Origin of the sequence: Parafrankia sp. EUN1f (assembly GCF_000177675.1) — a bacterium.
Taxonomy (GTDB): domain Bacteria; phylum Actinomycetota; class Actinomycetes; order Frankiales; family Frankiaceae; genus Parafrankia.
On record NZ_ADGX01000068.1, the window covers coordinates 1 to 14,389 of the forward strand.

Here is a 14,389-nt window from a genome sequence, read left to right on the forward strand (position 1 = left end):
ATGGTCACTTCTGGGCCTCCCTGACCGCCGAGTTGTAACGGGCGTCGAAAACCTTCGAGATGTCGACCTTCTTGGGCAGGACGCCGCTGCTGTAGAAGAGGTCGGCGAGCTTCTGCGCGCCGCCGATGCTGTTCGCGTCGATCGGGACGAAAGTTGAGGGAACGCCCGTTCCCACCAGCACCTTCGCCGTGCTGACCGGCACCTTCAGCTGCTCCACGTAGTACTTGTCGATGTATTCCTCGGTGTGGCTGTCACGCCAGTCGACGGCCTTCACCCAGCGCTGAAGGAAATCACCGAGCGCGGCCTGCTTCGCCGGGTCGGACAGCACCTTGCGGGTGGTGATCAGGTACTGCACCATCGGCGAGGCGTCGGCGCCGTCGATCTTGTGCGCGGTCGGGTTGGCCTGTAGGTAGGCCGTGGAGAGCGGCTCGACCGTCACACCGGCGTCGGCGTCGCCGCGGGCCAGCGCGGCCGAGATGTCCGTGATCGCCAGATTGACGATGCTGACGTCCTTCTGCTCCAGACCCACGGAGTCCAGCGACCGCAGCAGGTAGGCCTGCAGGATTGTCCCGGTCGTGATCGCGACCTTCTTGCCCTTCAGGTCCGCGACCGAGCGGATGGGGCTGCCAGGCTTGGTGGTGAGGGCCAGCTGCCCGGGCGGGTTGTTCCAGGCGGCGATCACCGCGAGGTCCTGCCCGGAGGCCGCGGCGATCACCGGCGGGGTGTCGGCGACGACGCCGATGTCCACTGCGCTCGCCCGGAACGCCTCCAGCAGCAGCGGTCCGGAGGCGAACGTCGACCAGTCGACCTTGTAGGGCGTGCCGGTGCTCTGCCCGGACAGGTCGAGGGTGGCCTTGAGCTGGCTCTGGTCGCCGACGCGCAGCGTGGTGCCGGCCGGGATCGTGGTCGGGTAGCTGGTCACGGCCGTCGTCGGTGCGTCCGCCGAGCCGGCGGAGTCGGCGTCCGAGCCGCAGGCGGCCAGCGCGAGGACGGCGAAAAAGGTGGACATCACTGTCAGAACCGCAGCGCGGCGTGGCCGGCCTCGGCCAGCCCGGAGGGCAGGCGGGAACACGGGACTCCTCGTGAACGTGGATGGCCGCGCGCGGCGCCCTGCGCGACGGAGAAGGGCGAAGGGGAGGGGGAGTGGCGGCCCCGAGGGGGCCGGGCTGGCGCCGTGACCTGCTCACTGAAGCATTTAAGTCAGCTGTTTGTCAACTTAGTTGGTGGAAAAGCTGTACTTGGTGGGCGGTCCGAGCCCGCGTCAGACTCCGCCGGTCGCCGGTCGCCGGTCGCCGGTCGCCGGTCGCCGGTCGCCGGTCCGCGGCCTGTCGGTCGCCGCCGACGGGTAGTTCTGTCGTGGTGGGTGCCGCCCGCGTGGCGGCCGGACGTCGTCCGACGACCAAGGGAGGAACGGGAGATGAAGATCGCTGTCATCGGCGGCACCGGGCTCATCGGTTCCCGGGTGGTCCGGATCCTGACGGCGGGCGGGCACGAGGCGAAGCCGCTCTCGCGGTCCACCGGCGTGGATCTGGCCACCGGGCAGGGCCTGCCCGAGGCGTTGGAAGGCACCGACGTCGCGGTGAACCTGACCAACTCGCCGACGTTCGACGATGCCTCACCCGCGTTCTTCCGGCGGACGATGGACACCATGCTGGCGGCCGCCGAGGCGGGCGGCGTCGGCCACGCGGCCATCCTGTCGATCGTGGGCGTGGACCAGGTGCCGGAGGTGGCCCACTACCGCGCGAAGGTGCTACAGGAGGACATCCTCAAGGCGGGGCCTGTCCCGTACTCCATCGTCCGCGCCACGCAGTTCTTCGAGTTCGTCGACACGGTGCTGTCCTGGACAGCGGACGGCGGCGTCGTCCGGCTGCCGGCCACGCCCGTCCAGCCCATCGCCGCGGCGGACGTCTCCCAGGCCGTCGCCGACGTCTGCGCCGGCGCGCCGTTGCGGGGCACTCGCGACATCGCCGGCCCCGAGGTCTTCATGCTCGACGAGCTCGGCCGGATCACCCTGGCGGCGCACGGTGACCACCGCGCGGTCATCACCGATGACCGCGCGGGCCTGTTCTCCGCGGTGCCGGGGGATGCCCTCATCGCCAAGGACGGTGCCGTCCTCGCGAAAACCACCTACCGCGAGTGGCTTGAGCACCGAGCCCGGTGCTGAGTCCGGTGCTGAGCCCGGTGCGCAGCCCCTACTTCCGCAGGACGATCGGAAGCTTCTCCCAGCCGCGCACCGTCGATGTGCTCGCGAGCCTCGCGCCGTTCCAGTCGACGTCCCACCCCTTCGGGAAACGCTTCGCCAGCTCCTCGAGAACGATGCGTCCCTCCATGCGGGCGAGGTTCGCGCCGAGGCAGTAGTGCAGGCCGTAGCCGAAGCTGCGCTGCTGCGTGATGTCACGGTGGATGTCGAGGTCGTCGGGGTTGTCGAACTTGGTCTCGTCGCGCCCGGCGGATCCGACGATGAACAGGGCCGTGCTTCCTTCGGGGATGGTCTGGCCGTGGAACTCCACGTCCTTCGTCACGTACCGCCCCACGGCGTGGCCGACCGGCTCCAGGCGCAGGATCTCCTCCACCGCCTTGCCTGCCAGCGACGGGTCGGCGACGACCTCCTGGTACTGGGCGTTGTTCTTCTCCTCGCCGAAGATCTTGCCGATCCACCCCATGAGCTGGCCGGTGGTCTCGTTCCCCGCACCGGCGATGACGGCGCAGTAGACCAGGATCTCCTCCCGGGTGAGCTTTCGGGTGGTGCCGTCGTGGTCCTCGAACTCCACGTTGAGGAGTTTGGTCATGATGTCGTCGGAGGGGTTGGCGATGCGCCAGTCGAGGTAGCTCTCGAAGATGTCGGTGGAGATCTGTGACGCCTCCGCGTCCAGTTTGCCTCCTTCCTCGGTCTTGAGGTGGGCGACGGTCTGGTCGCGGACCGACTGCTGCATCTCCGTGGGAATCCCGACGAGCATGCCGATGACGCGCATCGGAACCTTGTCCGAGAGAATGTCGATGACATCGAAGCCGTCGCCGCCCTGCACCGGATCGAGCTGGCTGGTGACATAGTCACGGATCTTCGGCTCCAGGGCCTTGATCCCGCCCGGGGAGAACAGGCGGGAGACCAGGCGCCGGTGAATGCTGTGGCTCGGCGGGTCTTCGAAGATCACACTGCCCGGGGGCATTTCGATGCCGGACTTGATGAACTCGTAGATGTTGCCGCGGGCGTTGCTGAAATGCTCGACGTCAGGCAGGCCGCGGTCGACGTCGTCCCAACGCGCGAAGGCGTAGAAGTCGTGCTCTTCGTTGTAGTAGACCGGGGCCTCGGTACGCAGGCGCTTGTAGACGGGGTAGGGGTCCACCCAGATGTCGTGGCGGAACGGGTCCCAGTAGAGGTCGGTGGCGGTCATGCGTCGTTTCATTCCTTTACCGGGGTGGTGTTGGCGGCGAGCCAGTTCTCGATCCAGGTACGGGTCTCGTCGTGCCCGTCGGTGAAACCGATCAGACGATCATGCGCCTCGAGCTGTGCCAGGCCGGTGGTGAGCAGGAGGATGACCACCGGCGGTATGTGGTCGGCGGCGAGCGACTCGCGGGCGAGGGCGGCGCGCGCGAACTCGAGCTGGGCGGCGCGGAATCGTCGCGCGTAGGCCGCGATCTCGAGTCGCAGCGCGGGGTGACGCTGGGCCAGGGCGACGAACTCGACCATGACTCTGCTGGCACCGGCGTCGGAGTTGACCTTCCAGAACCTGTGTAGTGATGCCTCACCGTCAGTGATCTCGGCCAGGCGTGCGAGGTTCTCCTCGGCGCCGCGCCGGAACGCCTCGATGAAAAGATCCTCCATCGACGCGAAGTAGTAGTGGACGAGCTGGTACTTCACGCCGGCGACCTCTCCGATACGCCGTGTCGTGATGCTGCCATACCCCTCTCGGGCCAGGAGCTGGATCGTGGCATCGACAATCCGGTCACGCGTCTCGTGTGCGCGGGAGCCCCGCGCCCGGATCTCTTGCCCCACCCCGCCCATGGAAGTACTTTTACACGCGTCAAAACTCGGTGTCCAGTAGGGAGAAACGCATGGCTCGGGTCGCAGTCGTCACAGGTGCCGCCGAGGGCATCGGTTCTGGGATCGCCGCCCGGCTGGTGGCGGACGGTTACCAGGTCGCGATGCTCGACTGGCAGGGGGACAAGGTCGAGAAGCTCGCCGCCGAGCTCACCGCGGCCGGTGGCACCGCCCTGGCGCTCACCGTCGACGTCTCCGACCGTGCCTCGATCGAGGCCGCCTACGCGACGGTGCGGGAGAGGTTCGGGCCGATCCACATCGTCGTCGCGAACGCCGGCATCTCGAACATGGTCCCGTTCGTACAGCTCGACCAGCAGACCTGGGACAGGATGATCGCGGTGAACCTCACCGGCGTCTTCCACACGATCCAGGCCGCGGTGGCGGACATGATCGAGGCGAAGTACGGCCGGGTCGTCACGATCTCGTCATCCAGCGCACAGTCGGGCGCGCCGGCGATGGCGCACTACGTCTCGAGCAAGGGCGGTGTCATCGGCCTCACCAAGGCGCTGGCCCGGGAGCTCGCCGAGCACCGCATCACCGTCAACACGATTCCGCCGACGCTTGTCGACACCCCGATGTCGCACCGCGAAGCGGGTCAGGCCGGCGGCGCGGAACAGTTCCTCGCGGCGGTCAGCAACATGGTCCCGCTCGGCCGGGCCGGCACGCCCGCCGACATCGCGGGCGCCGTGTCGTTCCTGGTCTCCGATGACGCGGCCTACATCACCGGCCAGATCATCGGCGTCAACGGCGGCATGTACATCTAGTACGGCGCCTGAGCACCTCTTGCGGTACGGCGCCTGAGCACCTCTTGCGGTCACTCGCCTCCCGGGGCCGAGTCCGTCCAAGGAGCCGAGGAATTGGGCTGTTCTGGAGCGCGTAGCACGCCAACGTGGGCAAACAGGGGCGCCGAGCTGCTTGATAATCGGCAAGAAGTGAGGCTTTCGGCTGCTGTAGCAGCCAGAATCCTCACTTCTTGCTCGGCGACAACGGCGGGTGGCGGCGACAATGGCGGGTGGCGGCGACAACGGCGGCGGTGGCGCTGGCGGTGGTGGCGGACGTGGTCCGCGGTTTGGCAACCTGTGACCAGGTCCAGCCCGATTTTCCGGGATCACTCTGTGGAACAATCCGGTTGCATCGGCCGTTGTTCCCCGTGCTTGCCAGAGTGAGGATGCAGGTCGGGCTGCAGATGAGGCGCCACGGTGGCGCCTCGGGTGCGAAGGCCAGGATTGCGGGGCATCGTGGTCGTCGGACAGGTGCGCTGGTCGCGCCGCTGTAGGAGCCACTGTGGGAAGGGCGGCCGGGCATGTCCGGCCGGCTGATTCCGGGCGGGTCGGGGGGCCGGCCCAGCGCCGGCGGCGTTCTCGGTGGCGTCCGGGCCTACCGCCTGGTCTCCGCACCTCGGCCGCCTGAGGATCCGCAGGTTCGCGATCCGGCCCCCGCGCAGCTTTTCGCCGCGGTGACCTCCATGCACGCCACGTTCCAGAGCCTGACCACATCCGGGGCCGACGTCATCGACGTCATCGACGGCCCCGATGACCCCGCCGGCTTTGACGAGTTCGCCGGTTCCGATGAGTTCGGTGCCGGTGCCGGTGCCGGTGCCGGCCTGCCGGGGGCGCTCAGTCCGCTGTTCTTCGCCGCCTGGTTACGCCTGCCGGCGGAACCGGCGGTGCGGACGGCGCAGGTCGCCAGGTCTGGTCAGGAACGGTTCGTCTTTCTGCTGGGAGGCCGGCCGTTCCTTCCGGGAGCGGCACCCGGCCTGGCCCGGGTGGACGGCACCCGCGGGCTGCTCTTCCCGCCGGGCGCGAGCGGCGTCGAGGCCACCGGCGGCGAGGTCGACCGGCTGCTCGCCGAGTTCCCGGTGTGGCTGCCCTGCGTGGGGGCACCCGACGCCCTGTGGTCACTGCCCGACGAGGAGGTCTGGCAGCATCGCCGCGGCTCGTTCGACGAACATGCCGCACATCTCGCGCACCCGTTCTCCTGGATGGTGCTCGCGCAGCCACGGCCCGCCGACCTCGTCCAGGCGGACAAGGACCGGCTCGAGATCGGCATTCCCATGCTGCGCGAGGCGGCGCGGGGCTCCCGGTGGGCGGAGCTGGAACGCGCCGAGGCCCGCTACCGCGAGCTCGCCCGCTACGGCGGCGCGGGGATGTGGGACGTCCGGGTGCTGGTCGGGTCCGACACGGCCGCGGGTGCGGGGGCCGCCGCGTCACTGTTGTGCGGGGCCGCGGAGCTCGGTGGCCTGCCGTACACTCTGGTCCCCTCGGGCCGTCCCAGCAGCCTGGCCGAGGCCGCCGCCGAGCCACCGCCGCACGACACACAGGGCGGCTGGCAGCCCGGCCCGCCGGACCCGTTCGACCTCGCGGACATCTTCGTCCCTACCGCACCGTTCGCCGCCTCCAGCGAGCTGCTCGCCGCGCTCGCCCGCCCGCCCGCCCGCGAGCTCCCGGGCGTTCGCCTGCTCACACCGCATCGGTTCGACGTCACCCGTGACCGCACCGACGACAACGGCTTCCCGATCGGCACGGTGCTCGACCCGGCCTACGCCGACGCCGGCACGTTCGTCGTGACCCGCCCGACGCTGAACCGGCATGCCTTTCTCTGCGGCGCGACGGGCTCGGGCAAGTCCCAGACCGCCCGCACGCTGCTGACCGAGCTGTCCGCTCCCGAGCGGCCCGACGACCGGGTGCCGTGGCTGGTCATCGAGCCGGCGAAGGCCGAGTACGCGCGGATGGCCGGCCGGATCCGCGCCGACGACACGGTGACCGTCCTGCGCCCCGGGGTGCCGGACGATCCGCCGGGCTGCCTGAACCCGCTCGAACCCGAGCCCGGCTACCCGCTGCAGAGCCACGCCGACCTGGTCCGCGAGCTGTTCCTGGCCGCGTTCAACGCCGACAACCCGGTGCCGCAGATCCTTTCGATCGCCCTCGCCGAGGTCTACGCGAACGCCGGCTGGGACATGGTCACCGGCGAGCCACGCCCCGGGCGGCGCCCGAAGCTGTTCGTCGACGAGGAGCCCCGCGACGTCCGCGCCCGCTACCCGACCCTCGGTGAGCTGCGTGTCGTCGCGCAGCGGGTCGTCGATGACATCGGCTACGGCCGGGAGGTCCGCGACAACGTCCGCGGCCTGGTCGACGTGCGCCTGCGCGGGCTGCGTGAGGGCACGCCGGGCCGATTCTTCGAAGGCGGGCATCCACTGGACGTCGGTGCGCTGCTGCGCGGCAACGTCGTGCTGGAGCTGGACCGGGTCACCAGCGACCAGGACAAGGCCTTCCTCATGGGCGTCGTCCTGATCCGCATCGTCGAGTACCTGCGGACGAACCCGCCGGCGCCGGGCGACGACCGACTCCGACACGTCCTGGTGATCGAGGAGGCGCACCGGCTGCTGCGCCGGGACGCCGACGGCCCGGCCGGCAACGCGGTCGAGCTGTTCGCCGGCCTGCTCGCCGAGATCCGCGCCTACGGCGAAGGCGTCGTGGTCGTCGAGCAGATCCCCTCGAAGATCATTCCAGACGTCCTGAAGAACACGGCGCTGAAGGTGATGCACCGGCTGCCCGCAGCCGACGACCGGGCCAGCGTCGGGGCGACCATGAACCTGCGCGAGGAACAGTCCGAGCATGTGGTCGCGCTGCCGCCCGGCCAGGCGGCGGTCGCCCTGGACGGTATGGACCGGCCGCTGCTGGTGCAGATGGGCCACGGGGAGCGGTCGGAGTCCACCGAGCGGGCGAGCCACCTGCCACCGCTGCGGGCGGCACGCAGCGACCTGTGCCCACCGGACTGCCGGACGGCCCCCTGCACACTGCGCGCGATGAACGAGGCCCGGCATGACTCGACCTCCCCGCTGCTCGTCCTGTGGGTGGAGGCGGTCGTCGCCGCGACCGTCGCCGGCGTGCACCCGGTCGACCCGGCCCCGGCACTGGCGGACTGGCTGCTGCGGCTGCCGCCGCGCCAGCGTGACTGCGCGTTGGCCCATGCGGTCGAACGGGCCGTGGACGCCCGCCGCCCGCTGCTGCGCCGCTGGCTCGACCCCGCCGATCTCGCCGACCACATCCTGGCCGACCTCACCGCCCGACTGGGCCTGCGCCCACCCCCCACAGAGGACCACCGCCGCTTCCAGGCCGGTGTCTACCGGTGGCACGACGTCCGAGGCCATCTGGACGCCGCTGTCGCACAGGCCGAGCCCGGATCCCCAGGGGGCCCGCATCCACACACCGAGCGGTGGGCTCGGCGTGGGCTGATCCTCGACGGCGCGGACGTCGTCGAACAGATGCGTGTCTTCCGGGAGCATCCGGCGAATGCCACCGGCAGCCACCGGGTGGCGGTCGGTGATCCCGACGCGAGCGGCCTCACAGCGGCGCAGGTCGAGGTGACCGGCGCGGCCGGCAGGCTGTACCTGCGCCGGGCCTTCGCCCGCGCCTGCGTCGGCAAGATCGACCCGATCGTCCGGCTCTTCGAGAAACCGCCGGTTGGCCGCGGGCGAAAGGGCCCGGGGGCGGAGGCGGTGACATGAGTGTCGAAGGCGTCGGTGACCTGGCCGGCCTCAGTGACTCGGCGGGCCTCGTCGAGGAAGGGTGGGCTGGTCCGGAGGGCGATTTCGGCACCGATGAGGATTCCGTCGGGCCGGAGGAGAGCGATTCGCAGGCGCTCGCCGACCTGCTCGCCGGGGATGCCCGCGAGGACCCCGACTCCCTGGCCGTCGAGACCGACACAGGCACCACCGAGGCACAGCTCACCGAGGCGTCCCAGCCGACTGAGGCACCTCAGCTGGCTGAGGAACAACAGCAGACTGACGCGCGGCAGCTCACCGAGGCATCGGCCACCGGGGCGCAACGCGGCGAGGTGGACGCCACCGAGCCGTCGGAGAACCGGGCCGAGGTCTATGAGGAGTCCGTCGACGGTCGGGCTGACGGCTCTGCCGTCATGAGTGACTCCGAGGCGCTCGCGGAGTCGATCGCCAGCGAGGCACGCGCATTCCTGGAGAGCCCGGACGACCCGGCGGCGGATGGCCCGACGGCCGCGGATACCTTCACCGGCGACGGCGACGGCGACGGCGACGGCGACGGCGACGGCGACGGCGGGTTCGGGGTCGGGGACGTGACGGCGTCCGAGAGCGGTTCCGATGACGCGCCGGTGGGCGACGCAGCCCTGATCGAAGGACCTCCCGAAACACACGCCGACGAGTCCGTCGACGGTCGGGCTGACGGCTCTGCCGTCATGAGTGACTCCGAGGCGCTCGCGGAGTCGATCGCCAGCGAGGCACGCGCATTCCTCGAGAGCCCGGGCAACGACAGCCAGGGCGACATGGTGGTGGACGACCGGATAGGCGCGGACACTCGCATCGGTGAAGGTTCCGCCAACGAACGCGAGATCGGGGATTCGGCGGCACCCGAGGGTGATGTCGATGACGGCCCGGTGAGCGAGGCGATCCTGGCTGAAGGTCGAACCGAAACACGCACCGGAGCGCCAGATGAAGCACCTGTCGAGACGACACCGGGCGAGGCGCTGCCGGAGCCCCTACTCGACGATGGCGAGCACGACGGCGGGTCGGCGCCGTCGGCCATTGAAACAGCCGAGACCGAGCCGGCCCTCGGCGACAAGGTTGTAGAACCTGCTCCGCTATCGGCGCCTGAGGCCTCAGAGACCCCTGACGCTTCTGAGACCGCCTCGGAGCTGGATGCCTCTGACCCACGCACCGAGCCTGAGGTCTTCGGACCAGCGGGCACCGACCTGCCGACGGAGCCCGAGGCACCAGATCCGATTGCCGAGCCGGAACCGTCGCTCCCGAAGGAGATCGAGCTTCCGGAGAATGAGCGCACTGCTGAGCCGCCCGATCCGCAGAGCCTGCCGGCGCCTGACGGTCCGGATACCGGCGGGCGAGTGGAGTCCCTGAGCAATGGCGAGGCCCAGGAACCTAGTAGGAGCCCGGATGGTGACCCGGACCCGCAGGCCGAGATCGACCCCGAACCGGAGGCGATCGAGCGGAACCCAGAGGCAAGGGATCCGGACCACACGAAGCACGGTGATTACCGGAGAAGGGGACGCGGTGAAGTTGCTGACCGCGTCATCGAAAATGGGCAGCGTTACGTCCAGGAAGACGGTGCCGATGTATATGTTGCACCGTCGGAGTCGCGCTTCGGTAAGTTTGACGTCGCAGTACGCGGGAGAGGGGGAATTGTTACCGTTATGCCAGGGGTGAGTGAGAAGGGTCTCGACAGGCTGGCTGAGAACTATGGATGGGAGAGGAGATACTAATGAGAAGCTTGTACGATCCGGATCGGGATTCCTTGCTGATTGACCTGGCTGGGGAGGGGGCTGAGGCGGCTGTCAGTACGGAGATCTGCGACGTGTACTTCAAGAACGGGGCGGTCGCACTCCTTCTCGATGAAGACGGAAAGCTGCTTGCCGTGAATATTATGGGGGTGGGTCAGGTGCTTCCTTCGGGAGTCGCGGAAAGGTGGCGAGAATGACAGTCGACTCGACCGAATGGTGTTCTCCGTGGAACCGTCCTCGGTCGGTGTCCGAACTGGTCGTGGCCGAGGAGGCTGGTGTGCCACTGGCGTTCCGATACTTCTGGGGGCATCGGCGCCCGGCGGGCGGTGGGATCGGGCCGGGTTGTCTGAGCCAGTGGTGGGCGGTCGAGTTCACCGTCGAGGGCCGCCGGTACGCCAGTGCCGAGCATTTCATGATGGAACGCAAGGCCAGGCTGTTCGGGGACGACGAGACGGCGGAGGAGATCCTGGCCGCGCCGGACCCGGGCCGGGCGAAGGCTCTCGGTCGTCGCGTCCGCGGATATGACGATGCCCGTTGGGAGCGGCATCGCCACGGCGTCGTCGTCGCCGGTAACACGGCCAAGTTCGGCCAGCACGACGACCTTCGCGGGTACCTCCTGAGTACCGGGTCCGACATCCTCGTCGAGGCCAGCCCGCTTGACGCGATCTGGGGTATCGGCCTGGCCGCCTCCGATGAGCGGGCCGGTCGCCCGGCGCGGTGGCCCGGCCTGAACCTGCTCGGCTTCGCCCTGATGGACGTCCGCGCCGCGCTCGCGAACCCCGACCGGCCAGCCGCCACCCGGCAGCCCGGGCGTTGAGGGAGGCACGGCCGGTGAGCGCCCGTCATGCGCTGGTCAGGACGGCCGAGGATGCCGAGGTGCTGCAGGCTGAGCTGCGGCGGCTGGTGGAGGCCGACGTACCCGGGCCGGAGCAGGTCGCGACGGTGGCCGGGTTCGACGTCGCCTACGACACCGACACGGATCTGCTCGCGGGAGCGGTGGTGGTCCTCGCCGCGCCGCGCTGGGAGCTGATCGCCTCGGCGACGGCAGTGGGCCGGGCGACGTTTCCGTACGTTCCGGGCCTGCTGTCGTTCCGGGAGCTGTCGCCCTTGCTCGACGCCTGGGAAGCGGTCCTGCCTCAGTTGGCGGCGCCACCGGACCTGCTGGTGTGCGATGGGCATGGCATCGCGCACCCGCGGCGGTTCGGTCTGGCCTGCCATCTCGGCGTGACCGTGGGGCTCCCCACGATCGGCGTGGCGAAGACCCCGTTCGTGGGCGAGCACTCCGCCCCCGGGCCGCACCGGGGCGAACGGGCGCCGATCGTCCTTGACGGCGAGGCGATGGGCGCCGCGCTGCGGACACGAGACGATGTGCGGGAGGTGTACCTCTCGGTCGGTCATCGAACCAACCTCGACTCCGCCTGCCGGTGGGTGCTCGATCTGTGCCCCCGCTACCGGCTGCCGGAGACGACCCGCGCGGCGGACCAGCTCAGCCGCGCGGCACTCGCCAACGCCCGCCGCGATGTCCTTTCTGGAACGGGGCGGTGACGCTTCGCCCTGCCGACGAACGAAGACTGGCTGCTCGGCTCGAGGCAGGGAGGATTTTGGTTGTTCTGGAGCCCGTCGCGGAATCCCGATCATCGGTCTTCCACTGATGCCGTCGCTTCCGAGCAAGAAGTGAGAATTTTGGCTGCTGAAACAGCCGAAATCCTCAATTCTTGCTGATTGTCAAGTGGTATCGAGTCACGTTTGCGGCTATTGGAGTGAATTGCTGGCGCTGTGTGGCGGTGCGGGATCCCCTGGCGGGTCGCCGTGCGGCGGTGGGCGCGGACTGCCGGGTCAATACCGCCGGGCCCGGATCCGCCGCGTCTCGGATTCTGCTACACGCTCTCTGGCGACCGACTTCGTCGGGTTTTGCCCGGGAGCAGTGACGGCGCGTGGGGGCATCATGATCGAGTGGATCGCCTGCCCCGACACCTGACCTTCGCCACCAGCTCGGCAACACCTGACCCTCCGTACCACCACCACAGTTGTCGGGATGTTTTCCGCTGTATCGACCAGAATATCCAAGGGAACTGGGGAAGGGGCCGGGAATGAATCCTGCCATCGGAGGTGGCGCGTGACGGCGCTCGTGCCTGGCAAGGCCGGCGAACTCGCGCAGATGCGGCGGCGCGAGCTGGCACAGCGGCTGCTGACGCAGAGCGTGGACAGGTTCCAGTGGGGCTGGGAGTTCGTGCCCGCTGAGCGGCCGGTGTCGAACCCGCTCGGCCGGCCGGTGCTGGCGCCCGAGCATTTCGGGAGCGCGGCAGACGCGGCGGCGCTGGGCGCGACGGCCAAGGCGTGCGCGGTCGGCGGTGTCGTCCTGGGCGGCGCGCTGGGTGTCCTCGGCCTGGCGACGGGGGCGTCGCTGGCGGTCCCGGCGTTCGCCACGGCCGGTGTGGCCGTTGCCGGTGGTGGGCTGACGTCGATGTACGCGCGCTGGCGCGAAGGCGTCGGGCGCGAGCGGGAAGGCGCGTGGATGGACGCGCACGACCAGCAGCGCCACGGCAGCTCCGCCGAGGCCGAATCCCGGGATGAGTGGCGCCCGGTGCAGGGACCTCCCGACGCGACCCGGGTGGATGTCGTCTGCGGCACGTGGGATGGCTGGGCGGCGATGATCGCGACAACCGCGGGTTCGCTGATGCGTGCCGATCGCAGCGTGGTCGTGCTCGACCTCACCAGTCACGAGGTCGCCGAGGATCTGATCCAGCTGGTGTACAGCACGGGGCAGCCGGTGCCGTACGGCCGATTCCCGACCGACCTCAGCCTGGTCGACCTGTTCCAGGAGCTCAGCCCGGAGGCCGTCGGCCGGGTGATCGCCGACGCGTTCGCCGTGCTGCCGGGTCGCAGCGGCGCCGCCGAGATCCGCCGGCGCGACGAGGCGATCGTGCGGACCGTCGCCCGCCTCATCGAACCGCCCTGGACGTTCCGCCGGCTCGCCGCGGGCGTCCGGGTGCTGCAGCGGCTCAGCGAGACGAGCGCCGGCAGCGGTCAGGCCGGCGGTGTGCTGAGCCTGCGCGAACAGAAGGACCTCATGAAGGTGAGCCACGAGTTCGGGCGGACGCCGCAGGAGAGCACCGAGCTGACCTATCTCGTCGACACCTTCGAGATGCTGGCCGGCAACGACGATCGGCGGCACGTCGACCGCGCGGCACCCGACGACGAGGCACACGACAACGAGGCACCCGAGGACGCGGTGCCGGATGGCACGGCGCCGGACGGTGCCGACGAGTCCGTCGCGAGCCCGGGTCGCGGGCTGTGGCGGCCCGGCCTGACGGTGCTCGCCGCTCCCACCTTCAACAATGATCAGGGTGCTTCGGCGCGCATCCTGCTGTACCGCTTCATGGAGGATCTGCGCCACGGCGCACCGCACCGCAGTGATGACCTGATCGTCGTCGCCGGTGTCGACCGGCTGGGCCGGGATGTGCTCGACGAGTTCAGCCAGCACGCCCGCAACGCCCGGGTCCGGACGATGTTCCTGCACCAGCATGTCCCGGCGCGCGAGGACGCGCAGCGGATGCTGAACACGTCGGGCAGCGTCACGTTGCTGATGCGCACCCACAACGCCCTCGAGGCGCAGGCCGCGGTGGAGCTGGTCGGTGCCGAGTACCGCTTCGTGCTCAGCCAGGAGACGCAGAGCACGAGCGAGTCCCTCGGCTGGAGCCGTGACGAGACCACAGGTGCCGCCACCAGCACCTCGACGGACGGTTCGCACGGCTGGAACATCCAGGTCGGGGTGCGGCGGGGTGAACGCCTGCCGGTGTTCAACCGGAGCAGGAACGGGTCGCGGGGCACGGCGCGGACCGTCCAGTGGTCACGCTCGCGCGGCCAGTCGGGGTCGACGGAGAAGGCCACGTCGTCGGCCACGAGCCGGGTGTTCGAGCCGGCGGTGGAGCCGGTCGAGGTCGAGACCCTGCCGGAGACCGCGTTCATCGTCCTCAACAAGGTCCACTTCCGGCAGCCGGTGCTGGGCGACTGCGACCCGGGGCTCTGCCAGCATCCACTGGCCACCGTTGCCCTGCGCAAGGCCACGGGTTAGCGCGACCG

At 69.8% G+C, this 14,389-nt stretch carries 11 protein-coding genes; 8 read left to right on the forward strand and 3 right to left on the reverse strand.

The features are described 5' to 3' along the window. Positions 1-4 precede the first annotated feature (4 nt). Positions 5-1,009 (reverse strand): aliphatic sulfonate ABC transporter substrate-binding protein, encoded by a 1,005-nt coding sequence (locus tag FREUN1FDRAFT_RS20430; protein ID WP_157475074.1) that lies wholly within the window; start codon positions 1,007-1,009, stop codon positions 5-7. Positions 1,010-1,417: 408 nt separating this feature from the next. Here FREUN1FDRAFT_RS20430 and FREUN1FDRAFT_RS20435 point away from each other — a divergent pair, with 408 nt between their 5' ends. After that, positions 1,418-2,164, forward strand: a complete 747-nt coding sequence (locus FREUN1FDRAFT_RS20435) for an SDR family oxidoreductase (RefSeq protein WP_006542063.1) — start codon at positions 1,418-1,420, stop codon at positions 2,162-2,164. Between the two features lie 28 nt (positions 2,165-2,192). Here the strand turns inward: FREUN1FDRAFT_RS20435 and FREUN1FDRAFT_RS20440 are convergent, their stop codons facing one another. Continuing rightward, on the reverse strand, positions 2,193-3,392 hold the full coding sequence (locus FREUN1FDRAFT_RS20440) for a cytochrome P450 (protein WP_035952630.1): 1,200 nt from the start codon (positions 3,390-3,392) through the stop codon (positions 2,193-2,195). Between the two features lie 8 nt (positions 3,393-3,400). Continuing rightward, positions 3,401-4,003: a TetR/AcrR family transcriptional regulator gene (locus FREUN1FDRAFT_RS20445; RefSeq protein WP_006542065.1), complete on the reverse strand. Its 603-nt coding sequence runs from the start codon at positions 4,001-4,003 to the stop codon at positions 3,401-3,403. A 50-nt stretch (positions 4,004-4,053) separates the two neighbouring features. Between FREUN1FDRAFT_RS20445 and FREUN1FDRAFT_RS20450 the strand changes: the two genes are divergently transcribed. The 7 genes from FREUN1FDRAFT_RS20450 to FREUN1FDRAFT_RS20480 all read left to right on the forward strand — a co-directional run bounded on the left by FREUN1FDRAFT_RS20450 (position 4,054) and on the right by FREUN1FDRAFT_RS20480 (position 14,381). Further along, positions 4,054-4,803 carry an SDR family NAD(P)-dependent oxidoreductase gene (locus FREUN1FDRAFT_RS20450; protein WP_006542066.1) on the forward strand — a complete coding sequence of 250 codons (750 nt, stop codon included), beginning with the start codon at positions 4,054-4,056 and terminating at the stop codon, positions 4,801-4,803. Between the two features lie 539 nt (positions 4,804-5,342). Further along, entirely contained in the window at positions 5,343-8,546 is a 3,204-nt protein-coding gene (locus FREUN1FDRAFT_RS20455) for an ATP-binding protein (protein ID WP_006542067.1), read from the forward strand. Beyond that, positions 8,543-10,288, forward strand: coding sequence for a hypothetical protein (locus FREUN1FDRAFT_RS43020; RefSeq protein ID WP_006542068.1), 1,746 nt, complete (start codon positions 8,543-8,545; stop codon positions 10,286-10,288). The genes FREUN1FDRAFT_RS20455 and FREUN1FDRAFT_RS43020 overlap by 4 nt, the downstream gene beginning before the upstream one ends. Further along, positions 10,270-10,503, forward strand: coding sequence for a hypothetical protein (locus FREUN1FDRAFT_RS20465; protein WP_157475076.1), 234 nt, complete (start codon positions 10,270-10,272; stop codon positions 10,501-10,503). The genes FREUN1FDRAFT_RS43020 and FREUN1FDRAFT_RS20465 overlap by 19 nt, the downstream gene beginning before the upstream one ends. After that, entirely contained in the window at positions 10,500-11,123 is a 624-nt protein-coding gene (locus FREUN1FDRAFT_RS20470; protein ID WP_006542070.1) for an NADAR family protein, read from the forward strand. Before FREUN1FDRAFT_RS20465 ends, FREUN1FDRAFT_RS20470 begins: the two co-directional genes overlap by 4 nt. A 14-nt stretch (positions 11,124-11,137) precedes the next feature. Next, on the forward strand, positions 11,138-11,851 hold the full coding sequence (locus FREUN1FDRAFT_RS20475; protein ID WP_006542071.1) for an endonuclease V: 714 nt from the start codon (positions 11,138-11,140) through the stop codon (positions 11,849-11,851). A 571-nt stretch (positions 11,852-12,422) separates the two neighbouring features. Further along, the gene (locus tag FREUN1FDRAFT_RS20480; protein WP_006542072.1) at positions 12,423-14,381 is read left to right on the forward strand and encodes a hypothetical protein; all 1,959 of its coding nucleotides are present in this window, start codon (positions 12,423-12,425) and stop codon (positions 14,379-14,381) included. Positions 14,382-14,389 lie beyond the last annotated feature (8 nt).